Raw genomic sequence first — 22,548 nt, forward strand, 5'->3', positions numbered from 1 at the left:
AGACCGCCATTGAAAAGAAAAGTTCCTACCGATCCAAACGATCGCAGCGCTGCCGCAAACAGCGTCGCCGACGTGTCGCTGGCGACGCCTTGCACTGGGCCGGCACCGTCCTGCGACAGGTATGGGTATTTGACGTGAAGGAAACAACCTCTGGATGATAACGGCCTTTCCTTATATCGCCGGATGGCCAACCGCATGCTTCCAGGTTTCGACGGGCTCCGATTCAGCCATTGGCAGGCAGACCTGCGCGAGGACGGCGTGCTCGTGCTCAGCCTCGACCGTCAGGGCGCGGCAGTCAACGCCTTCTCGCAGGACGTGCTGCTCGAACTGGGCGATGTCATCGAACGCCTGGCACTGGATCCGCCTAAGGGCGTGGTGCTGCGCTCGGCCAAGGCCAATGGCTTCATCGCCGGCGCCGACCTGAAGGAATTCCAGGAGTTCGACCGCCGCGGCACCGTCAACGACGCAATTCGGCGCGGCCAGCAGGTGTTCCAGAAACTGGCCGAACTGCCCTGCCCCACGGTGGCCGCCATCCACGGCTTCTGCATGGGCGGCGGCACCGAAATTGCACTAGCCTGCCGCTACCGGGTGGCCTCGGACGATGGCAGCACGCGTATCGGGCTGCCGGAAACCAAGCTCGGCATCTTTCCCGGCTGGGGCGGCAGCGCCCGCTTGCCGCGCCTGATCGGGGCACCGGCGGCAATGGACTTGATGCTCACCGGGCGCACGGTGTCGGCCAAGGCTGCGCGGGCGATGGGCCTGGTCGACAAGGTTGCCGCACCGGCGGTGCTGGTGGATGTGGCTGCGACGCTGGCATTGGCCGGCACCACGCGCCCGTTCAAGCAACGCGCCACCGCCTGGGCGACCAACACCCTGCTCGCGCGCAAGCTGCTGGCACCGCAGATGCGCAAGCAGGTCGCGCGCAAGGCCCGCAAGGAACACTATCCCGCGCCGTATGCGTTGATCGCCACCTGGGAGCGCGCCGGTGGCGGCGGGATCCAGGCCCGCCTGGCGGCCGAACGCAAGGCAGTGGTCAAGCTGGCCAGTACGCCGGCGGCGCGCAATCTGATCCGCATCTTCTTCCTGACCGAGCGGCTCAAGGCCCTTGGCGGCAAGGACACCGGCTTGCCGGCCATCCGCCACGTGCATGTCGTCGGTGCCGGCGTGATGGGCGGCGATATCGCTGCGTGGGCGGCCTACAAGGGCTTCGAGGTCACGCTGCAGGACCGCGAACAGCGCTTCATCGATACCGCCCTGGCGCGCGGCGGCGAACTGTTTGGCAAGCGCGTGAAGGACGAGACCAAGCGCCCCGCGGTGGCCGCGCGTCTGCGCGGCGATCTGGCCGGCGCGGGCGTCGCGCAGGCGGATCTGGTGATCGAGGCCATCATCGAAAATCCGCAAGCCAAGCGCGACCTCTACCAGAGCATCGAGCCGCAACTCAAGCCGGATGCGCTACTCACCACCAACACCTCCTCGATTCCATTGACCGAGTTGCGTGGGCACATCCAGCGCCCGGCGCAGTTTGCCGGCCTGCACTACTTCAACCCGGTGGCGATGATGCCGCTGGTGGAAATCGTGCAGCACGACGGGCTGGATCCGGCCAACGTGGCGCGGCTGGCCGCGTTCTGCAAGGCGCTGGACAAATTCCCGGTGCCGGTCGCCGGCACGCCGGGGTTCCTGGTCAACCGCGTGCTGTTCCCGTACTTGCTGGAAGCGGCCACCGCGTATGCCGAGGGCATTCCCGGACCGGTGCTGGACAAGACCGCGGTGAAGTTCGGCATGCCGATGGGGCCGATCGAATTGATCGACACCGTGGGCCTGGACGTGGCCGCCGGCGTCGGTGCCGAGCTCGCCCCGTTCCTGGGTCTGCCGATCCCGGCAGCACTGGCCACGGTAGAGGCCGGCAAGCGCGGCAAGAAGGACGGCCAGGGCTTGTACAAATGGGAAAACGGCCGCGCGGTCAAACCCGAGGTTGCCAGCGGCTACGAGGTGCCAGCGGATCTGGAAGACCGCCTGATCCTGCCATTGCTCAACGAAGCGGTGGCCTGCCTGCACGAAGGCGTGGTGACCGATGCGGACCTGCTCGATGCCGGCGTGATCTTCGGCACCGGCTTTGCGCCCTTCCGCGGCGGCCCGATCCAGCACATCCGCAGCGTCGGTGCAGACGCGCTGCTGGCCCGCCTGCATGCCTTACAGACGCGGTATGGCGAGCGCTTTGCACCGCGGCCGGGTTGGGAGTCGCCGGTGTTGCGGGAGCCGGTGGCATAAGCCTGCAGCACCGGGATTCTGCCTGCGAAAGCGCGCGAACTGATTGATGATCGGCTGATGTCGAGTCAAGCCGCGGCGGCACAACGATCGAGCGGGCCATCACCACTGAACAAAGAACGGCGAGCCTAGGCTCGCCGTTCTTTGTTGACCAGTACAGCAACTCAAGTTAGAAGCGCAGACCCACGCTAGTGAAGATGTAACGACCCGCCTGGTCGTATCCACCCAGGGAGTTGCCGTTGAAGGTCAGGCTGCCCCCTACCAGCGGCGGTTCCTTGTCGGCGATGTTGTTGACGCCCAGCGTCCAGGTGACGTAGTCGCCCAACTGCATCGAACCAGACAGGTCGAAGTAGTTGTACGCCGACACCTTGTTGTCCTGGTTCACCAGGCGCACGTCGGTTGTGCCTGGGGTTCCGTCGGTGTTCTGGTAGTCCAGTTCACCGATATAGCGCCAACGCAGACTGACGGTGTAGCGGTCGAAGTTGTAGCGCGTGCTCAGCACATGCCGCCACTCCGCACTGTTGCAGGCCACGTTGACCACGCCAGCACAGTCGTAGGTCACTTCCTGCACACCCGGAACCGGCTCGTATTCCTGCTTGAGGGCATAGCTGCCCATCATCGAAGCAGTCAGGCGGCCCGGGCCGACACTCCATGCATACGACGCGGTCAGATCGATACCCTGGAAGTGCAAGGAGCCGAAATTGTCCTGGGAATTGAAGATCAGGCCGGAGACATCCGGGTCGCTTCCGCGGAACAGATCGCCGGTCGTAGCATTGCGGCGGACGCGACTGCAAATGTCTGCATTACCGGTGACACCGCATGCGGTCAGGATGTTGGAAGAACCGATGGCACGGATAGCGTCGTCGATCTTGATGTCGTAATAGTCCACGCTCAGATCGAGCCCCTTGATCGGGCTGGCCGCGAAGCCGACCGTCCAGGTGTTGGCCGTTTCCGGTTGCAAAGCGGTATTGCCACCACCGATTTCGTTGTACTGCCCTGCTGGATTTGCCGCTACACGGCCGTATTGCGCGGCCGTCACACCGGTGTTGGCGCACTGGGCCTGGGTAAAGGTTGGATTGGCGCCAGCGCAGGGGTCGCTACCGCTCCACAGCCCGATCGTATTTTCGTTGTACAACTCGGTGACGTTCGGCGCGCGGATTGCACGGTTCCAACCTGCACGTAGGTGGTATTTGCCATCGACGAATGTCGCACCCAGACCCGCCTTGTAAGTGCTGACACCCCCGGAAATGTCGTAGTCCGAGTAGCGATAGCCAAGCTGCATATCCAGGTGATCCAGGCTGCCTGCGTTGGCCAGAAGTGGCACCGCGCCTTCCAGGAACAATTCCTTGACGCTGATATCGCCGGATACATTGGATGTCGGGCCGCCCAGACCGGTGAAGTTGCCGGTCTGCATATTGCTATCGGCGACGCGTTTGAAGGTTTCAGTCCGGGTTTCCACGCCACCAACCACGCTGATGGGGTTGTCGCCGGCCCACGGCAGGCTGTAACCGAAGTTGCCGGTCACATAGGCATTGAACACGCGCATCGATGTTTCGTAATTGACGATACCGACGCCCTGTAGCGCTTCTGCCTCCGCAGCGGTCACGCTGTCGTTCCAGACGCTGTACGGCACGCATCCGTCGAACGCGCCAGGCTGGCAGCCCAAGAGTGCGTCGCGCACGCGGGTAGTGACAAAGTCGTTGATGTTTTCCGACTTGGTGGTACTGCGGTTATAGGTAAAGGAGGCGTCGTACGACCAGTTGTCATTGATATCGCCCTGTGCACCGGTGGTGATGCTGAAACTGTTTGTGTCTGAATCGGTAATGCGCGGGCCACCTTCGACGTTGCGCTTGGCAACGTAGACCGTGAATTCGTCGTCGGTAATCCCTACGTCGTTACACAGGCTACCGATCACCGATGTTGCGCAGTTGACGTTGAGGTCGGTAAAGAATGCACCCGATGGGGCAATCTGGGTCGAACTCTTGCGATTGACAAAGAGGGTCTCGAGGTACGGTTTGAAGTGCTCATTGACCTCGTACTTGATGCTGCTGCCAGCCGTGTACCGCGTGTCAGGCCGTTGGTAGTAATTCAACGGCGCAAAATTGTAGAGATTGGGCGAAGCGACCTGCGACCAGGTTCCGCCTGCGGAAGGCTGCACATAGAAGGCGCCCGCCGACGGCGCAACGACGTAAAAATTGGCAGGGTCCGCAGTCGCCGAGCCGCCGCAGGCAGTGCCCCCGTTGCTCAATGCACAGGCAGAGTAATCACGCTGCCCTTGCAACAAAGGATCATTTTCGCGCCAGGTTGCCCAGGCGGTCGCATGACCCGATTCACCGAAACTGCCGCCGATCGCCAGATCCACATTGCGGGAAATACCATCAAAGCCGGAATTGCCCGTTGGATAATCGTACCCGGCATCATCCATCAGGCCGCGCATCAACTTGTTGCCGTTGTCGTGCTGAAAGGCGTTGTAGCCCATGTCGACACTGACACCTTCAAACTCGTCGTCCAACACAAAGTTGACCACGCCGGCGACAGCGTCCGACCCGTACACCGCAGACGCACCGCCAGTGAGAACATCCACCCTGCGCACCAGTGCGGCGGGAATGATGCTGATATCCGGGCTTTCGCCGATGCCCTTGGGGATACGCCTGCCGTTGACCAACGTCAGGGTCCGCTGCGCACCCAAGCCACGCAGATCGACGGTTGCATATCCATCCGAACCGTTGTTGGCAAAGTTGTCGAAGCTTGCGGAAAGCTGGGGATATTGATTGATCAGATCTTCGACCTTGGTCGCGCCGGTGTACTGAAATTCTTCCTTGTTGATTTCTGCCACGGGGCTGGAGGCAGTCATCGTCTGGCTCTTGATGCGCGTACCGGTGACGTTGACCGTGTCCAGGCTCTTGGCATCCATCGATGGCTGCTCCTGCGCCATCGCGCTACCTGTGAACGCCAGGGCAGCGGCGCCAACCGCGAGCGATACCCTGATGGCATCGCGCAACTTGGTGGTCTTCAATCTCATCTCTCTCTCCGACAGTGCGAACGGGTGGCGCAGGGCAAGACCTGCCACCGGGAGCGGCAAGTACGCAACCACTGCGACGACGCAGGCGAGCGCATCAAACGGCGCTGACCACATTGGCTAGCGGGGGCGAAATAGGCGCCCTAAAAACGCTGCCAAGCCGATGCTAAGTCGATGTCAAAGAAAATTAAAGCCCTGTTCAGCAATGCTCCGAAAGAGTGCGCAAAAGCCCCAAAACGGTGCGCAGGTCACACAGCGAGTGGTTCGCATTGCTTATCGAGCAATTGAGCAACCGTCTGTGTCGGTCGATGCACCGCTCACCTTGCAGCTGGCACTGCAACCCCTGCCGCCTGTAGCCGTTGCACGAGCGCGTCGAGCCCAGACAGATGCCGACGTGAGCCATGTACCGAGCGCTGATGCACCTCTCCGCGCACTTGAGCCGCACTTGCGGTGACGAAAGCCACATCTGCCATCTCGGGCACGGCCTCGCGCGAGGCAAGCCCACACCACTGCACTACCCGAGCAATCTGGCTGTCTGTATCGCGCACCAGTTCTTCGTAGTGCACGTCCAGGATCTTCCCCGGCAGCAGCGCATGCCAATGACGCATCGTCTGCTGATATGCCAGGTAATACTCGCCAATTTCGTCCAGCGCGTACGAGAATGGATACGCGTTGTAGAACAGGGTTTTGTAGATGGCGTAGCAAGTATCGAGCGGATCCCGGACCAGATGGATGATGCGCGCCTTTGGCAAGGCCGCTGCGATCATTCCGCAGTAGAGATAGTTGATCGGCATCTTGTCGATCAACAGCGGGTGTCCATGAACAACCTCACGCGCGCCGCGCAGGTAATCGTCACCGAGCGCGGCAAAATCGATCTGCCGCGACGCCTGCCCCGCCGTCAGCGCCGGGTTGCTTGACGCGATGCGTGACGTTGCAGTTCCCAGCAGTGCACCGAAGTCCATCAGCTCCCCCGCCGAACGGGCGTCAGCGTGCTGTACGAGGAGCCGTTCCAGCAGCGTGGTGCCCGAGCGCGGCAAGCCAACGATGAAGATGACGCCCTCGCCCCCCTGCCCCGAACGCAGCGCCTGCAATGCTTCCGGACCGTAAGCGTCGCGGATCTCCGCGATCCGCGCGCACTCGGCAGCGACGTCGTACTGCAAGGTCGCACGCTTGCTGGCAGCCGCGACCGTCAGTGTCTGAAACGCCTCTTCATGCCGACCAATATCTTCCAGCTCCTTTGATAGCGCAAACAGGGCTGCTGCCCTCGCCTGCGGATCGAACGCGGTCGATGCCAACCTGCGACGCAGATCCTCCAGGTGGTTCTGCTGCGCGGTCTGCCGTCGCAAACTGGCGCGCAGGTACAACGCATCGCCGGCGTTCGGCACCAACTGCAACAGCCGATCCAGAATGCGCTCTGCAGCATCGAACTCACCGCTGAAAAATTGCATCGTCGCAAGGTCGTACATCAGCCGCGGCTGCTCTCCGAGCAATGTCAGCGCCTGTCGATAGGCGTCGCGTGCGGCAACAACATCCTGGCAGCCGCTGTGAAGCGTACCGATCTGCCAGAGCGCCGCTCCATCCGCCGCCGACAATGCCTGCGCCTGGCGAGCCACGCGCCGGGCCTCGTGGCGGCGGCGCAGCTGCACCAGCAAGCTGCCGTACTTGATCAGGAGCGGAACCGGCGACACCGCAACCGCCGCAGCACGCGCGATGCGTTCGGCCGCGGCGTCTGGATCGCCGTTCGCAAGCATGGCTTCGCTTGCCAACTCAAGCAGATGCGCATCATCAGGATGGCGTGCGCAAGCACCCTCTGCCAGTGCAACCGCATCGTGATAGCGGCCCTGACGCAACAACTGATATCCGTCTCGCAGGATGCTCTTGGGCTCACTCTCGGTCAATCAGGTCTCTCCCGCTCATGGACGTTGGTATCAGCGCTGTCAATCGATGCGTCGAGCACGCAGTGCAACGCCGCCGGGGGTAACCAACATGTAGCTCCCCATCGCGGCGCTGCGAATTGTCACGGCGTCGCCTTCAGCCAGATGACCACGGCTGGTGGATTCTGTGAGCGCCCAGCGCTGCTGGCTGTCCAACACCACGACGCGGGCACCGTCGGTCTGATAGGCCACGGCGCGGACGGTGGCGCTCACCTGTGCTGGCGGCTTTCCGGTCAACGTCGCCGGAGCGTGTGCTGGATCGCGACCGAATTCCCTTATTCCCCTGCTGGCTTCAGCGGCGCGCACTGCAGCCGATGGCGGGAAGCTCGCGTCGTAGCAGGCCAGCCGTGGCAACGGATCGAGCACCGACGCACAGGCATGCGTGGCTGCCTCCTGCGCCGTCGCGCTCGTTGCGCACACCATCAGCAGGGTTCCGAAGAATTTCCACATGGGCATTGCATGTCTTCGCTGTCGACGATGCCCGAGCATACAAGGCAACCGCATGGCCGGGTACGGGGCAGGCCGCGCCTCCGTCGGCAAGCCGATTGACACACCGCGCACGCTGCCCAAGCATGCAGCCACCACTCCTCCACCTCTGTTTCGGGAGCATGCGTTGAACGCCTCTTTGCAGCAGGCCGCAAAACTCTTGCAGCAGGGACATCTGCAGCAGGCTACCGAGGCCTATCGACAAGTGCTGCGCACCCAGCCTCGCTGCGCTGATGCCTGGTACAACCTGGGTTACCTGCTACGCCATCATGGCGACGCAACCGGGGCACTCGATGCGTACGGGAAGGCCCTGCTCTGCGGCGCTACGGCGCCGGAACAGATCCACCTCAATCGTGCCGCACTGCTGAGCGACCACCTACACCAGGACGCGCTGGCGCTTGAAGAACTGGGGCTTGCCCTGCAGTGCCATCCAGACTATCCGCCGGCGCTGCTCAACCTCGGCAATCTGCACGAGGAACTTGGCGCCCGCGATCAAGCGATCGCGGCCTATGCCCGACTTGTAGCACTCATTGGCGCCGACACATCCACCCATGCGCTCCAACTGCAGGCGACCGCCCGACTGCTGCACCTGGACCCACCGGCGCATGCGCAGGATCCGCGCCTGAGCAGGCTTGCCCAGGCTGTCGCGTTGCCCGGCCAGGATGCAGCGTTATCTGCCATCCTCTCACATGCACTGGCGCAGGCTTACGATCGCCTGGGGCTACACCAGCATGCATTCGAGACCGCAAGCGCGGCCAACCGCGCTGGCTACGCACGGGCACGCCGCTACGAGCCGGAACAGACACAACAGCGCTTCAGCCATATCAGCGCCGTGTTTGCCGATGGCGCCAGTGTGAGCGAGCAATCCGATCGGCTGACTGCGCAGGACGTACCGGCGCCACTGTTCATTTGCGGCATGTTTCGCTCCGGCTCCACATTGCTCGAACAAGTGCTGTCGCGTCATCCCCGCATTGCCGCCGGGGGCGAGCTGGATGCGCTGCCCCGCCTGGTTGCACAGGCGTTGTCGCCGTTTCCGCAAGCCGCCCAAGACCTGCCCGCACAGACCCGGGCACAGCTGGCGGCCAGCTATCGACAACGCGTGGCGCTGGCGGTTCCGCAACACGCGCAGTTGCGCTACATCACCGACAAGCGGCTGGACAACTTTGAACTGGTCGGCTTGATCAAGCAGCTTTTTCCCACCGCAAGGATCGTGCATACACGTCGTCATCCGCTGGACAACGGGCTGTCGATCTTCATGCAGCAACTTAATCCTCATCGATTCGGCTATGCAGGCAGACTGGAAGACATCGGGCATTTCTATGGAGCGTCTGCGCAATTGATGCAGCACTGGCTGTCGCTGTATCCGGACAGCATCCACACGTTCGACTACGACGCCTTCGTTACCGCGCCAGAATCCACCCTGCGGGCGCTGCTCGATTTCCTGCAGCTGCCGTGGGAAGCGCAGTGCCTGGAGTTCCACCGCGCGCAGAACCCGGTCAGAACCGCCAGCTACTGGCAGGTACGCCGCCCACTGCATGCCGAGGCATCGGGCCGCTGGCGAGCGTACGCCGCGCAGCTTGGGCCACTACGGCAGGCACTCGCAGCAACCGGCGTCGCGATCGAAGACTGAGCAACGGCCGGCGCGCACTCATCCAGCGCGATGGCGTGCGATGGTCGCTTCCATGGCGTTGACCATGGCGCGCTCCTCCTCGCTCAACTGAGGATTCCACACGTCGAAAATCAACACCACGCGCGCAGTCGCACTCTCGTTGCGCGCTTCGTGCTCGATCGAATCATCGAACACGAGCACCTTTCCGACCTCCCACTGCCGCCAGTCGTAGCCCACCCGGAAGCTGCAGCCCTCCGGCACGATCAACGGCAGATGCGCCACCAGACGCGCATTGGTCTCGCCATGGTGCGGAGGAATCACTGTATGCGGTGCCAAGACCGAAAACATCGCATTGGGACAAACGCCAGCAATCTGCGCGGCATCGACCGATGCCAGTGCGGCAGCGGTTGCAGGGCACCGCTGCAGGTGGGACTCCACGGGCTGGCCATGTTGCCATAGCGGGTACGCGCTCCATGCGGGCGAGTGGTTGAGTTGTTCCCACTGATTCACCGGCTGGCCGGGCGCGTAGGCGATATAGGGAGTAAAGCCATTGCTGTCGGCCGCCATGACGGCGCGCAGCTCCTGTGCGATGGCATCGGTCTGTTCCTGCAATGCAACCACCCAGGGAAACGCCGCCGGGTCATGGAAGGGCAATGCAGGCAATCGTGGAATGAGCAGACGGTTGGACTGGGAATGAAATGGGCGGGATCGGCCGCTTGCGATCGCTGCCGCTTCATCCCATCGCCCCTGGAGCGCAGCATTCACCGACTGACGCGGCACCTGCAGCGCAGTCCGCAGCTGTGCCTCCAGCTCCAACGTGTCCTGCTCGACAGCCTCGCTGGCGCGTGCCAGCTTGCGGCGCAGGACGGCCGGCCACTGTGGTTGCGGTGGTGCAACCTTCAAGGCGTCACGGTAGACACCGGCAGCCGCACGCGGCTTGCCGCGCGCTTCCAGAAACTCGGCTTTCGCCAACAGGCCGGGTAAGAAGTACGGATCCAGCGCCAGCGCCGCGGCAATGGCCTGCCATTCGCCGTCCACCTCCCCCTGCGCCTGCTTCACCACGGCAATGGTCAACACGATCATCGGATCGGCCGGGCTGGTTGCCCGCGCGCCGTCCAGGTACGCGATCGCGGCCTGCGTGTCGCCGCGTTGATAGGCGTGAACCCCCAGGCTATACAGCGCCTGCGGGTGTGCCGGCGCCAGTTGCCGCACGCCCTCCCATAACGCCTCGGCGTGCTGCCAGTCCCCTGCCGACGCTGCGGCACTAGCCGCTTGCACGAGTGCGGCAACCCGCTCGTTCACCTGCTCGACCTGTAGCGCCATGACACCCGCCGTGTGCAGAACTCATCCCGCGCCGATCATACGATGGAGGCGGCCGTGCGCCAGTCGGGCGTGATGACGGAAGCGCTGGCGCCTGTCTGGCGTACTGCGATAGCACACTTGCAACACGCTCAAGCGACGGCGCCACCCACCGCTCAGTGGGAATGACCGCCATGTGCGTGGCCGTGGTGATCGTCATGCGCGGCGCCTGACGCGGCCTTTGGCGTGCCGCACGGGTCGGTTCCGCAATCGCCGCTCTCCACCTGCAAGGTGACGTGGGCGATGTCGAAGCGGTCGTGTAGCAGTTCGCCCAGCGTTTGACGCAGGCGGTCGCGGTCGATCGTTTCGCCAACCACCACGTGGGCCGTCAAGGCCGGGGTGCTGGAAGCCAGGGCCCAGACGTGCAGATCATGCACGTCGTCCACGTCCGGGTGCCCGGTCAGGGCTTGGCGTACCTGGGCCAGATCCACGCCTTTCGGCACGCCTTCCAGCAGGACATTGATCGCTTCGCGCAGCAACACCCAGGTGCGCGGCAATACCCATAGACCAATGAGCACCGCCAGCACCGGGTCGATCCACTGCCAGCCAGTCCAACGGATCAGCAAGGCGCCGATGATCACCGCGACCGAGCCGAGCATGTCGCTCCACACTTCCAGATAGGCGCCCTTGACGTTGAGGCTTTCGCCACTGCCGGCGTGCAGCAGCTTCATCGCAATCAGGTTGATCACCAGGCCCAGCCCGGCGATCAGCAGCATGCCGTTGGAGGAAATATCCTGCGGTGTGCGAAACCGCTGCGCGGCTTCCCAGAGGATATAGGCGCCCACGCCGAACAGCAGCGCGCCATTGACCAATGCGCCCAGCGCCTCAAGGCGCACGTAACCGTAGGTGCGACGCGCGTCTGCCGGGCGCCGGCTGAGCCGGACCGCGACCAGCGCAATCATCAATCCCAAGGTATCGGTGGCCATATGCGCCGCATCCGACAACAGCGCCAGACTGTTGGACACGAACGCGCCGACGACCTCGGCAACGAGGAAGGTGGCGGTGAGAGCCAGCGCCCACCAGAGCGGCGTTTCGTGGCGGATTTCGCTGGGTGCGTGGCTGTGATCGTGTCCCATGGGGTGTCGGCCTTGTGCAATGCGCGCACCTTAGGGCCACGCGGTTGCGGAGACTATTACACCGGCGCGTGATGAGATCACATCACGTAAGGGCGGCGCTGCGCCTTATTGCCCAGCCCGGATAGCAACCTGGGGCGGCTAACGAAAGCTCTCGAATACCGTCGCAATGGCGGCACTTGCTGACCACACTGCCTTCATTGGCGGGTGGAGTGGTGCCGTATTAACAGTGACATTGCTCGGATGGAGGGGCTGGCCAGACCGCCCCGCATCAGACGGCTGCACTGCTCGCAAGCATGCGTACCGACCATCTCGACAGGCCCTTGCCCGCCTACCGTCCCGGGACCTCATGCGGCATGGATGCCGCACAAGAACCTACAGGGAGGGACTTGCGGTGTGTCCCGCGATGGTGGGCGGGCAAGGGCCTCGCAGCCAGGCCGCAGATCGTCGCTCTGCCCCCTGCGCCGCTCCGTTCGATCACCTACAAGACGGATGCCGGTGACAGCGCCAGCAACGCACACTTGGCGGTGGGCGTACCAGCTCCATAGGCTGCCCTCACACCTTGGCCACCAGCTTGACCACGCTGGAGAAATCCAGCGCGCCATTGCCGGCCTGGCTGTTCATGGCGTAGAGGTTGCGTGCCAGTTCACCCAGCGGAATCGATGCGCCCGCCTGCAGCGCGGCCTCGGCAACCAGGCCCAGGTCCTTGAGCATGAGGTCATTGCCAAAACCGCCGCTGTAGCCGCGTGAGGCGGGTGCGTTCTCAAGCACACCGGGCCACGGGTTGCAGACTTCGGTGGCCCAGCTGCGCCCGGTGCTGACCGCCATCATCTGCGACAACACCGCCGGGTCGAGCCCCTGCGCCACGCCCAGCGCGATGGCTTCGCCGGTGGCGGCCATGATCACGCCAAGCGCCATGTTGTTGCACAGCTTGGCCACTTGCCCGGCGCCGGTGTCGCCCACGTGAAAGAGGTTCTTGCCCATCGCTTGCAGCACCGGACGCGCGCGTTCCAGCGCCTGTGCAGCGCCGCCCACGATGAAGGTGAGTGTGCCGGCTGCCGCACCTGCGGTGCCGCCGGACACCGGGGCATCCAGCATGTCCAGGCCGCGCGCCTGCGCAGCAGTGGCCACCGTGCGTGCCATTGCCGGCGCAATGGTGCTGCAATCGATCACCAACGCGCCGGCGGGAATGTGCGCAAGGATGCCGGCATCGCCCAGATACAGCCCTTCCACGTGCTTGCTGGCAGGCAACATGGAGATGACGACCTCCGCACCGTGCAGGGTGTCGCTTGCGGAACTGGCCACCTGCGCGCCGGCAGCATGTGCGGCATCCAACGCACTGCGCACCAGGTCGAACACACGCAGCTCGTGCCCGGCCTTGATCAGGTTGGCGGCCATCGGCCCGCCCATGTTGCCCAGGCCGATAAAAGCGATCTTGCTCATGCGGTTGCTCTCCGGATTAACGCGCGCCAAGGTCGGCCAGCGGGTGTTGTCCTGCCGGCCACGGCGCAGTGAAGAAGGTGGCTGCCCAGGCTGCATCGGCCTGTTCCAGCGTTGGCGGTTGCCATGCGGGCTGGCGATCCTTGTCGATCAACAACGCTCGGATGCCTTCGGCGAAATCGCCGTGCGCGGCCGCGTGCAGCGCCACCATGTATTCGGTGCGAAACGCGTCCGCCAGCGTGGTTGTGGCGGGATGGCGCTGCAGCTCCCACGCCAGCCGTGCAGAGCCCGGCGCGCCAGTGGCAAAGGTGGCGCGCGCGGCCTGCAGCCAGGCGTCTTCGCTTTGCAGTGCCAGCAGCGCGTCGGCAACCTGCTGCAGCGTGCCGGCCGAGACAATGGTCGCGATCAGCGCAGCGTGCAGTTGCAGGGGGCCAGGTTCCACTGGCTGCGCCAGGCCCTGCAGGAAAGCGCCCAGCTGCACGCGATCGTGAGCGGCATCACCCGTCCAGGCATGCGCGCTCAGCGCATCCAGCACCGCATCGTATTGCGCATGTTCCAGGCGCACGTCGGCCAGCCTGGCGTAGATGGCATCGCTGGCGTTGAGCGGTGCGCCAGTGAGCGCGAGAAACAGACCGCCGCCGTGCGGCACGCGGCGCAGCGACCAGCTGCCGCCCACGTCCGGAAACAATCCCACGCTGATCTCCGGCATTGCCAGCCGCGAGCGCTCGGTGACCACGCGATGGCTGGCACCCGACATCAAGCCGATGCCGCCGCCCATCACAATGCCGTGCCCCCAACACAACACCGGCTTGGGAAAGGTGTAGATGCGATAGTCGAGACGGTATTCCTCTTCGAAAAACGCCGCGGCATGCGCATTGGCCTGTGGCTGCGCAACGCGATGCGCGATCTCGGGCACCGCCTCCGCATGCGCGCGCATGCTCTGATACAGCCCATGCAGATCGCCACCGGCGCAGAACGCCTTTTCACCGGCGCCGCGCAAGACCACGCAGGCAATCTGCGCATCATCGGCCCAGACGCGCAGTTGCGCGTCCAGCAGCCGCGTCATCTCCAGCGACAGACCGTTGAGGGTCTTGGGCGCGTTCAAGGTGGCGATGCCGATGGAGTGACCATCAGCGCAGGCACGTTGCTCGAACAGCACCGGTGCCTGGTCGGAGGCGTGTGTTTCCACCATTAGTGATCGCTCCACTGCGGCGCGCGTTTTTCCAGGAACGCGGCCACGCCTTCGCGCTGGTCGGAATGTTCGAACAGGTCCACGAAGGCCTCGCGCTCGGCAACCAGCGCGGCCGCGTGCGTGCCATGGCGGGTGGCCTGCACCAGGCGCTTGCACGCCGCCACGCTCTGCGGGCTTTGCTTGCCGGCGCGTTGCGCCCAGGCGATGGCGTGCGCGCGTGCTTCGCCGGGGCCGACCACCTCTTCCACCAGGCCGATGCGCTGCGCGGTGGCGGCATCGATGCGTTCGCCAAGCAGGATCATGCGCTTGGCCCAGCCCTCGCCTACCAGCCGTGCCAGGTTCTGCGTCCCACCGGCGCACGGCAGCAAGCCGACGCTGGCTTCCGGCAATGCCAGGTGCGCCTGTTGTTCGGCAATGCGCAGATCGCAGGCGAGCGCGCATTCCAGGCCGCCGCCCATGGCGTAGCCGTTGATCGCCGCGATCGACACGCCTCGAAACGCGCTCAAGGCTTCGAAGGCCTCGCCGAAGCGGCGCGCTGCCTCGCGTGCCAGCGCCTTGTCGCCCTCGGCAAATTGCTTGAGGTCAGCGCCGGCACTGAAGAACTTGTCGCCGGCGCCGGTGATCACCAAGGCGTAGATGCTGCGGTCGGCATCCAGCGCCAACACCAGGTCGCGCAAGGCGGCCAGGCTGTGCACGGTCCAGGTATTGGCTGGCGGGTTGCTCAACGTCACGATGGCGACGTGGCCATCGCGCTCGAGCTGCAAACCGGTATGCGCGCGTCCTTCCCAATCGCTCATCGCAACTCCTCCTCGCTGTTGAGCAGGTGGCGCGCGATGATCATGCGCATCACCTCGTTGGTGCCCTCCAGGATGCGATGCACGCGGCTGTCGCGCAGCAGGCGCTCGATCGGGTATTCGCGGATATAGCCATAGCCGCCGTGGATCTGCAGGGCCTCGTCGCAGATCGCAAAGCCGGCGTCGGTGGCGAAGCGCTTGGCCATGGCGCACCACACCGTTGCGTCGTGGCTGCCGGCGTCGAGCTTGCGCGCCGCGGTGTGCACCATCTGGCGTGCGGCCACCAGTTGCGTGGCCATGTCGGCCAGCTTGAATTGCAGCGCCTGGAAGTCGGCGAGCTTCTTGCCGAACTGGCGGCGCTCGCCCATGTAGCGGCGCGCCGCATCCAGTGCGCCTTGCGCGGCGCCCAACGAGCAGGCGGCGATATTGATGCGGCCACCGTCCAGCGCCTTCATCGCCATCTTGAACCCTTCGCCTTCCTTGCCGAGCAGGTTGCCGGCGGGAACGCGCACATCGGTGAAGGTGATGCCACGTGTGGGCTGGCTGTTCCAGCCCATCTTTTCTTCCTTGCGGCCGTAGCTGATGCCCGGTGCATCCGCCGCCACCACGAACGCACTGATGCCGCGTGCGCCGTCTTCACCGGTGCGCGCCATCACCACCAGCACATCGGTGGCGCCCGCGCCGGAAATGAAGGCCTTGCTGCCGTTGAGCACGTAGTCGTCGCCGTCGCGCTGGGCGCGGGTCTTCAGCGAGGCCGCGTCCGAGCCACTCCCCGGCTCGGTCAGGCAATACGAGCCCAGCTTGGCACCGCTGGTCATCGCCTCGCCCCACTGCGCACGCACGCCCTCATTGCCGTAGCTGGCAATCAACCAGGTGGCCATGTTGTGGATGGTGATGAAGGCGGAAGTGGAAGGATCGACCGTGGCCAGCTCCTCGAACACGATGGCCGCATCCAGGCGCCGCATGCCCAGGCCGCCAACGCCTTCGTCGGTATACAGGCCGCAGAAGCCCAGTTCGGCCGCCTTGCCGATGGCCTCGCGCGGGAAGTGGCTTTCCGCGTCCCAGCGCGCGGCGTGCGGGGCCAGCTCCTTGTCGGCGAAGTCGCGCGCGGCGGCGCGGAAGGCCTGCTGTTCGTCGTTCAAATCCACCGGGTCGGTGGGCAGTTGGATCGCTGCGTTCATGGCTGTGGGCTACGCTTATTTGAGGGAAATGGTGGTGTTGACGCCATGCCCCAGCGTCTCGTCGTCGAACCAGCGCGCGGTGATGGTCTTGGTCTGCGTGTAGAACATCACCACCTGTTTGCCGTACGGCCCCAGGTCGCCGAGCTTGGAAGCGCGCGAGCCGGTGAAGGAGAACAGCGGCACCGGCACCGGGATTGGCACGTTGATGCCGACCTGGCCCACGTCGATGTCTTCCTGGAAGCGCCGCGCGGCCGCACCGGACTGCGTAAACAGCGCGGTGCCGTTGCCATTGGGATTGGCATTGACCAGTGCGATGGCCTCTTCCAGCGTGGCCGCTTCCAGGATCACCAGCACCGGCCCGAAGATTTCTTCCTCATAGATGCGCATGCCCGGAGTGACGCCGGAGAAAATGGTGGGGCCGACAAAATTGCCGTGCTCAAGACCAGGCACTTGCGGCATGCGGCCATCCAGTTCCAGGGTGGCGCCTTGCTCCACGCCCGAGGCGATCAGGCCTTCGACACGCTCGCGCGCCGCGCAGGAAATCAACGGCCCCACATCGGTCCCCGGCGTGCTGCCGGCGCCCAGTTTCAAGCCCTTGGCCTTGGCCACCAGCGCCGGAATCCACTGCCGTGCCTCGCCCACCAGCACCAGCGTGGAGGCGGCCATGCAGCGCTGGCCGGCCGCACCGAAGGCCGCGCCGACCATCGCATTGAGGGTCTGCTCCTGATTGGCGTCCGGCAGCACCACCGCGTGATTCTTGGCGCCCATCATGCATTGCACGCGCTTGCCGGCCAGCGAGGCACGCCGGTACACATGCGTGCCCACCTTGGTGGAGCCCACGAACGAGAGCGCCTTGATATCGGGGTGGTCGCACAGCGCGTTGACCACCTCTTCGCCGCCATGCACCACGTTGAGCACGCCCTTGGGGATGCCTGCTTCCAGCGCAAGCTCAACCAGGCGCATGGTCACCATCGGGTCTTGCTCGGAGGGCTTGAGCACGAAGGTATTGCCGGTGGCGATGGCCATCGGAAACATCCACAGCGGAATCATGGCCGGGAAGTTGAACGGGGTGATGCCGGCGCACACACCCAGCGGCTGCAGCAAGGTGTAGGTGTCCACGCCATTGGCGACGTTGTTGGCCAGCTCGCCCAGCTGCAGGTTGCCGATCGCCGCGGCGTGTTCCACCACTTCCAGGCCGCGGAACACATCGCCTTCGGCATCGGCCAGGGTCTTGCCCTGCTCGGCGCTGAGGATGGCGGCCAGCTCGGGCATGTGTTCGCGGATCAGCTGCTGATATTTGAGAAAGATGCGCGCGCGGGTTCCGATCGGCGTCTTGCGCCAACCCACGAAGGCCTGCTGCGCGGCGGCTACGGCCGCGTCCACCTCGGCCGGCGTGGCAAAAGGCACCTGGGCCAGCACGCTCTGGTCGGCCGGGTTGACCACGTCCTGCCAGTGCGTGGTGGCAGAGGCGACCAGGGCGCCATCGATCAACAGGGAAACGCGTGGGACGGATTCGCTCATTGCAGGGCTCGCTTACAAAGTGGGCTGATCAGCTGCTTCGCATTGTTCGCATCCAGCCAGCGCCTTCCCAGTCTTGAACTGCTTAATCGCGCTAAGCTGCGGGCAGTCTTTTGCGAAGCTTGCGAATGCCCCAGTCCAGCGCCCTCCTCCGCCATCAGCTCGGCCTGCGTCTGCAGCGCCTGCGCCAGCGGCACGGACTGACCCAGGCCGAACTGGCACGCCGGCTCGGCCTGTCGCCGAGCTATCTCAACCAGATCGAACGCAACCAACGCCCGCTGACGCTGGCGATCCAGCAGCGCCTCAAAACCGCACTGGGCGACCTGGACGGCCTGCTGAGCGCGGACGACCCGGCGGCACTGGTCGAGCCGCTGGATGAGGCGTTACGCGCGCTCGGGCATGGCCTCTCGGCGGCGGAACTGCGCATGCTCACCGGCAACCTGCCGCAGGTGGCACAGGCGCTGCTGGACCTGCAGCGCGCGCATACGCATCTGCAAGAGCGCACTGCCGCGCTGGAAGTGCAAGTGGGCGCCGAACACGCCGCGTTGCCGTCGCTGTCGCCGGGCGAGCAGGTGCGCGACTACTTCAACCGCGCGCACAACTATCTACCTGAGCTCGACGAACGCGCCGAGGCGCTCTACACCGAACTGGGGCTGACCCCGGAAAACCTGCCGCTGCGTCTGCGCCAGCGCCTAGCCGACCGCCACGGACTGCTTGTGCAGGAAGCACCCGACCTGCAGAGCGACAAACGCAGCGTGGATGCGCAGGCGCGCGTGCTGTGGCTGCCCGCCCATCTGCGCCCTGGCCAGCAAGCGTTCCAGATGGCGGCGCAATTGGCCTTGCTGGAATGTGGGCCGCTACTCGATGCGCGCATCGCCGATGCCGGCTTTGAGGATGCCGAACGCATTGCGTTGTCGCGGATCGGCTTGTCGAACTATTTCGCCGGCGCGCTGGTGATGCCGTACACGCCGTTCCTGCACAGCGCGCAGGCATCGCGCTACGACATCGAGTGGCTGGCCGACCGCTTCGGCGTCGGCTTCGAGGCGGTGTGTCATCGCCTGAGCACCTTGCAGCGGCGCGGTGCGGCAGGGCTGCCGATCTTTTTCATGCGCGTGGACCGTGCCGGCAATGTGTCCAAGCGCCACTCCGCCACCGACTTCCATTTTTCGCACGTGGGCGGCGCCTGCCCGTTGTGGATCGTCTACGAAGCCTTCAACCAGCCCGACCGCATCCTCACCCAGATCGCGCGTATGCCCGATGGCCGTCGCTATTTCTGGCTGGCCCGGCAGGTGACCAGCGGGCCGCCCGGCTATGGGCGGCCGCGCAAGACCTTCGCGCTGGCGATGGGCTGCGACCTGCGCCATGCCGATCAACTGGTCTACGCACGTGGCTGGGATCTGGGCGCAGTGGACGATGCAGTACCGATCGGCCCGGGCTGCCTGACCTGCGAACGCAGCGACTGCGTGCAGCGCGCATTCCCGGCGCTGCCACGGCTGCCGGGCATGCGTTAGTTGCCGACGCGTGCGGAGCCACCACCTCATACGGATGCGATGCGCCTCACTACGCCAGCGTGACGCAAGCGGGCGCTAGCGCTGCACTGCAGCATTCCAACGCGAGATAGCTCCCGCAAAATGCTTCATTGGAATGGAATGTCATGCGCTTCTACCCTGAAGCGGACACATGCAGTACAGGGGGCGCGCCATCGGGTCATGCGATGACGCGGCACGCATACCGCAGGTGCACCACTAGCGCATTCGCAACACCGTCATTCCGCGTAGAAACACGCTAGCCGCGCGTTTCGCGCCACCCGGCCACACCGTGGCCGGCCTCATTCCGATTCGGTCATTTTGTCCTGGGAGGGATCAAAAGATGCCTGTTCACCACTCCGCCCGCCCGGTCAGCCGGCACGCTCGTCCACTGCCTGCCCGTGCAGTGCTGTGCACCACCATCGCCTGCGTGCTCGCCACCGCCTTCAGTGTCCAGGCCCAGGACAGCACGCCGCCCGCGCAGCCGCCGGCCACTGGCACGACCACCGCCCAGGCGCCGGTCACGCTGGACAACATCAACGTGATTGGACAGCGCGCCAGCCTCAATCAGGCCGTGCAAGCCAAGCAGATGTCCGACCATGTGATGGAAGTGATCTCCGCCGACAACATGGGCCAGATGCCCAATGTCACCGTCGCCGAGGCGCTGGTGCGCCTGCCCGGCGTCAACGGCACCCGCGACCGCGGCAACGAGAGCCTGGCTACCGTGCGTGGCCTGGGCCCGCGCATGACCATGGGCACCGTCAACGGGCGCGAAATCGCCTCGTCCGAACCCAATCGTGCCGTGCGCTGGGAAGTGTTCCCCACCGAAATCGTCTCCACGGTCAAGGTATACAAGACGCAGTCGGCGGACCTGGTGGCCGGCGGTCTGGCAGCCACCGTGGACATCTCCACGATCAGCCCGCTGGACTATACCGGCGCGGGCTTTGTCGGCACCGCCGGCCCGGTGTTCTACGACCATGCCAAGGACGTGGACGGCTACAGCCCGTGGGGTAACCGCTTCGGCGCTAGCCTGGTGCACAAATTCAACGACAACCTGGCCGTGGCGTTTGGCGCCACCTACCAGAAGCAGAAGAACTCCAACTCGTCGATCGGCAGCTGGGGCTATACCGACGCCACCACCTCACGCGATGTGGATGGCGATGGCACCGTGGACCCGACCCCGTTCGGCGCCGCCGACCAGCTCAAGCTGACCGAACAGACCCGCACCGGCGCGATGGGCACGGTGCAGTGGCGCTCGGGCAACTTCGAGATGAAGTTCGACGGGCTGTATTCGCGTATCGAAATCGACGAGGACCAGCTGCAGAACTGGTTCAACGGGCTGGCCTTCAGCACGTTCTCGACCGGCGCCAACCCGTACACCACACCCGGCTCGTCCTACACCATCGTCGATGGCGACGTGGTGGCCGGCACGCTGGCCAACTCGAACCTGCAGGTCGACCATGTGGTCAGCCACTACAACGAGGTCAAGACACTCACCGCAGGCGGCTTGAACGCCAAGTGGAACGGCGATGTGTGGACATTGGCCAGCGACCTGTCGTTCTCGCAGGCCAAGCGCGACAACACCTGGCAGGCGGTGCGCTTCGGCAGCAACCCAGACACGTTGTCGTTCGATTTCCGTCGCAGCGTCACGCCCACCATCCGCACCAGCTCGGACACGCCCGAATACGGCATCGCCGGCCAGACCGAGCCGCAGGCATTGCGCGACAAGATCGCCGCGCTGGCGCTCAACGCCGGCCGCCAGATCGACATGGCCGCGTTCACCTCGGTGGAATTCGGCGTGCGCGCCGCGCGCCGCGAAAAACAGAACCGCCGCTTCATCAGCAATCAGTCCGGCTACGACCAGCCGATCTCGGCCTACCAGGACCTGATCTACCCGGTGACCATGCCGGACTTGAACGTGCCCACGCTGACCGGCGGCAACATGGCTGCAATTGCCGATGTCGGCTTCGGTGGGTTTGATCCGGCCACGCTCGAGGAACAACTGCTCGACCACTGGAACGTCAAGGAAGACGTGCGCGAAGCCTTCGCCAAGGCAGTCTTCAGCTCACAGCTGTTCGGCACCGATGTCACCGGCAACATCGGCGTGCGCCTGGTCAACACCAAGACCACCAGCGACGGCTTCGATTCGGTCGGCACCACCGTGCAGGCCAGCAGCGACAGCAAGGAATACACCGACGTCCTGCCCAGCGCCACGCTCAACTTCCTGATCGACGACCAGCGCATCCTGCGCTTTGCCGTAGCCAAGGTCATCGCACGCCCGCCGCTGGACGAATTGCGCACTGGCCGCCGCCTGGACGACCCCACCGTGACCGTGGGCCAGCTCACCGGCAGCGGCGGCAACCCACAGCTGGACCCGTTCAAGGCCACCCAGGTCGATGTGTCGTACGAGTGGTACTTCCACAAGGAAGCGCTGGCCGCGCTGGCGGTGTATCGCAAGGAAGTGGACTCCAGCATCGGCTACCGCACCGACCGCGAAGTGATCAACGGCCTCGACTACCTGGTCAGCGCACCGTTCAATGGCGGCGGCGGGCATATCAACGGCGTGGAGCTCACCTTGCAGACGCCGTTCTACTTCATCCCGCACATGGAAAATTTCGGTGTCTACTCCAACTTCTCGCTGGTCGATTCCAACCTCAAGGAATTCTCGCCGGCAGACAACCCGTTGCCGCTGAGCGGCCTGGCGCGCAAGACCGGCACCTTCGACCTGTGGTACAGCAACGGCACCTTCGAAGCGCGCGTGGGTTACAAGTACCACAGCCCCTACACGGTGGTGTACGGCTGGAATGCGGCGCGGCTTGCGCGTCTGCAGAGCGAAGGCACGGTGGACTTAAGCTTGAACTGGCAGTACAGCAAGCAGCTGGGCTTCCGCTTCCAGGCCGGCAACCTCACCAACGAACCGCTGCGCGCTTACACCGACAACAAGCCCAACCGTCTGGCCAACCAGGACGACGGCGGCTACCAGGTGTTCGGCCGCCGCTACGCGCTGGAAGCCACCTACAAGTTCTGAGCACCACCGACAGCCTGGCTGCGCAGTCGCACAGGGCGCGCAGCCGCAACCGAAGGTGGGATGTACGCACGTGCATTCCACTTCGCGTGACCGGCCGCGCCCAAGCGCGATGACCTGCGGCATG

The 22,548-nt window shown here is 64.7% G+C and carries 14 protein-coding genes; 4 read left to right on the top strand and 10 right to left on the bottom strand.

Annotation, left to right across the window (positions count from 1 at the left end; translation table 11 throughout):
* Positions 1 to 195: 195 nt before the first annotated feature.
* Positions 196 to 2,268 carry a 3-hydroxyacyl-CoA dehydrogenase NAD-binding domain-containing protein gene (locus tag QRM60_RS03270; protein ID WP_285445598.1) on the top strand — a complete coding sequence of 691 codons (2,073 nt, stop codon included), beginning with the start codon at positions 196 to 198 and terminating at the stop codon, positions 2,266 to 2,268.
* Positions 2,269 to 2,434: 166 nt separating this feature from the next.
* Here QRM60_RS03270 and QRM60_RS03275 read toward each other — a convergent pair whose 3' ends face one another.
* The 3 genes from QRM60_RS03275 to QRM60_RS03285 all read right to left on the bottom strand — a co-directional run bounded on the left by QRM60_RS03275 (position 2,435) and on the right by QRM60_RS03285 (position 7,674).
* Positions 2,435 to 5,287, bottom strand: coding sequence for a TonB-dependent receptor (locus tag QRM60_RS03275; protein WP_285445599.1), 2,853 nt, complete (start codon positions 5,285 to 5,287; stop codon positions 2,435 to 2,437).
* 314 nt (positions 5,288 to 5,601) lie between these two features.
* A complete protein-coding gene (locus QRM60_RS03280) occupies positions 5,602 to 7,182 on the bottom strand; it encodes a tetratricopeptide repeat-containing sulfotransferase family protein (protein WP_285445600.1) in 1,581 nt (526 codons plus the stop codon).
* Positions 7,183 to 7,221: 39 nt separating this feature from the next.
* Positions 7,222 to 7,674, bottom strand: a complete 453-nt coding sequence (locus QRM60_RS03285; protein WP_285445601.1) for a hypothetical protein — start codon at positions 7,672 to 7,674, stop codon at positions 7,222 to 7,224.
* Positions 7,675 to 7,831: 157 nt separating this feature from the next.
* Here QRM60_RS03285 and QRM60_RS03290 point away from each other — a divergent pair, with 157 nt between their 5' ends.
* Positions 7,832 to 9,334, top strand: coding sequence for a sulfotransferase (locus QRM60_RS03290; protein WP_285445716.1), 1,503 nt, complete (start codon positions 7,832 to 7,834; stop codon positions 9,332 to 9,334).
* 18 nt (positions 9,335 to 9,352) lie between these two features.
* Here QRM60_RS03290 and QRM60_RS03295 read toward each other — a convergent pair whose 3' ends face one another.
* From QRM60_RS03295 to QRM60_RS03325, 7 genes are all read right to left on the bottom strand, one after another.
* Positions 9,353 to 10,636 carry an aspartyl/asparaginyl beta-hydroxylase domain-containing protein gene (locus QRM60_RS03295; protein WP_042599311.1) on the bottom strand — a complete coding sequence of 428 codons (1,284 nt, stop codon included), beginning with the start codon at positions 10,634 to 10,636 and terminating at the stop codon, positions 9,353 to 9,355.
* Positions 10,637 to 10,788: 152 nt separating this feature from the next.
* Positions 10,789 to 11,748 carry a cation diffusion facilitator family transporter gene (locus tag QRM60_RS03300; RefSeq protein ID WP_042599310.1) on the bottom strand — a complete coding sequence of 320 codons (960 nt, stop codon included), beginning with the start codon at positions 11,746 to 11,748 and terminating at the stop codon, positions 10,789 to 10,791.
* 552 nt (positions 11,749 to 12,300) lie between these two features.
* Entirely contained in the window at positions 12,301 to 13,188 is an 888-nt protein-coding gene (gene mmsB / locus QRM60_RS03305) for a 3-hydroxyisobutyrate dehydrogenase (protein ID WP_042599309.1), read from the bottom strand.
* A gap of 16 nt (positions 13,189 to 13,204) precedes the next feature.
* On the bottom strand, positions 13,205 to 14,377 hold the full coding sequence (locus QRM60_RS03310) for an enoyl-CoA hydratase/isomerase family protein (protein ID WP_285445602.1): 1,173 nt from the start codon (positions 14,375 to 14,377) through the stop codon (positions 13,205 to 13,207).
* Positions 14,377 to 15,174 carry an enoyl-CoA hydratase gene (locus QRM60_RS03315; RefSeq protein ID WP_285445603.1) on the bottom strand — a complete coding sequence of 266 codons (798 nt, stop codon included), beginning with the start codon at positions 15,172 to 15,174 and terminating at the stop codon, positions 14,377 to 14,379. The genes QRM60_RS03310 and QRM60_RS03315 overlap by 1 nt, the downstream gene beginning before the upstream one ends.
* The gene (locus QRM60_RS03320; RefSeq protein WP_285445604.1) at positions 15,171 to 16,352 is read right to left on the bottom strand and encodes an acyl-CoA dehydrogenase family protein; all 1,182 of its coding nucleotides are present in this window, start codon (positions 16,350 to 16,352) and stop codon (positions 15,171 to 15,173) included. The genes QRM60_RS03315 and QRM60_RS03320 overlap by 4 nt, the downstream gene beginning before the upstream one ends.
* Before the next feature lie 15 nt (positions 16,353 to 16,367).
* Positions 16,368 to 17,873, bottom strand: a complete 1,506-nt coding sequence (locus QRM60_RS03325; RefSeq protein ID WP_285445605.1) for a CoA-acylating methylmalonate-semialdehyde dehydrogenase — start codon at positions 17,871 to 17,873, stop codon at positions 16,368 to 16,370.
* A 125-nt stretch (positions 17,874 to 17,998) separates the two neighbouring features.
* On the opposite strand from QRM60_RS03325, the gene QRM60_RS03330 reads away from it, so the two are divergent.
* Positions 17,999 to 19,381, top strand: coding sequence for a short-chain fatty acyl-CoA regulator family protein (locus QRM60_RS03330; RefSeq protein WP_115555633.1), 1,383 nt, complete (start codon positions 17,999 to 18,001; stop codon positions 19,379 to 19,381).
* A 358-nt stretch (positions 19,382 to 19,739) separates the two neighbouring features.
* Positions 19,740 to 22,424 (top strand): TonB-dependent receptor, encoded by a 2,685-nt coding sequence (locus QRM60_RS03335; RefSeq protein ID WP_285445606.1) that lies wholly within the window; start codon positions 19,740 to 19,742, stop codon positions 22,422 to 22,424.
* The last annotated feature ends 124 nt before the right edge of the window (positions 22,425 to 22,548 follow it).

This window comes from Xanthomonas sp. fls2-241-TYG-148, assembly GCF_030208815.1.
Taxonomy (GTDB): domain Bacteria; phylum Pseudomonadota; class Gammaproteobacteria; order Xanthomonadales; family Xanthomonadaceae; genus Xanthomonas; species Xanthomonas campestris.

Excerpts from the sequence above, each read along its gene's own strand:
- QRM60_RS03295 (WP_042599311.1), bottom strand. The coding sequence starts at position 10,636 with ATGGCGCTACAGGTCGAGCAGGTGAACGAGCGGGTTGCCGCACTCGTG.
- QRM60_RS03315 (WP_285445603.1), bottom strand. The coding sequence starts at position 15,174 with ATGAGCGATTGGGAAGGACGCGCGCATACCGGTTTGCAGCTCGAGCGC.
- QRM60_RS03335 (WP_285445606.1), top strand. The coding sequence starts at position 19,740 with ATGCCTGTTCACCACTCCGCCCGCCCGGTCAGCCGGCACGCTCGTCCA.
- mmsB (WP_042599309.1), bottom strand. The coding sequence starts at position 13,188 with ATGAGCAAGATCGCTTTTATCGGCCTGGGCAACATGGGCGGGCCGATG.
- QRM60_RS03325 (WP_285445605.1), bottom strand. The coding sequence starts at position 17,873 with ATGAGCGAATCCGTCCCACGCGTTTCCCTGTTGATCGATGGCGCCCTG.
- QRM60_RS03270 (WP_285445598.1), top strand. The coding sequence starts at position 196 with ATGCTTCCAGGTTTCGACGGGCTCCGATTCAGCCATTGGCAGGCAGAC.
- QRM60_RS03320 (WP_285445604.1), bottom strand. The coding sequence starts at position 16,352 with ATGAACGCAGCGATCCAACTGCCCACCGACCCGGTGGATTTGAACGAC.
- QRM60_RS03275 (WP_285445599.1), bottom strand. The coding sequence starts at position 5,287 with ATGAGATTGAAGACCACCAAGTTGCGCGATGCCATCAGGGTATCGCTC.
- QRM60_RS03310 (WP_285445602.1), bottom strand. The coding sequence starts at position 14,377 with ATGGTGGAAACACACGCCTCCGACCAGGCACCGGTGCTGTTCGAGCAA.
- QRM60_RS03300 (WP_042599310.1), bottom strand. The coding sequence starts at position 11,748 with ATGGGACACGATCACAGCCACGCACCCAGCGAAATCCGCCACGAAACG.
- QRM60_RS03330 (WP_115555633.1), top strand. The coding sequence starts at position 17,999 with ATGCCCCAGTCCAGCGCCCTCCTCCGCCATCAGCTCGGCCTGCGTCTG.
- QRM60_RS03285 (WP_285445601.1), bottom strand. The coding sequence starts at position 7,674 with ATGCCCATGTGGAAATTCTTCGGAACCCTGCTGATGGTGTGCGCAACG.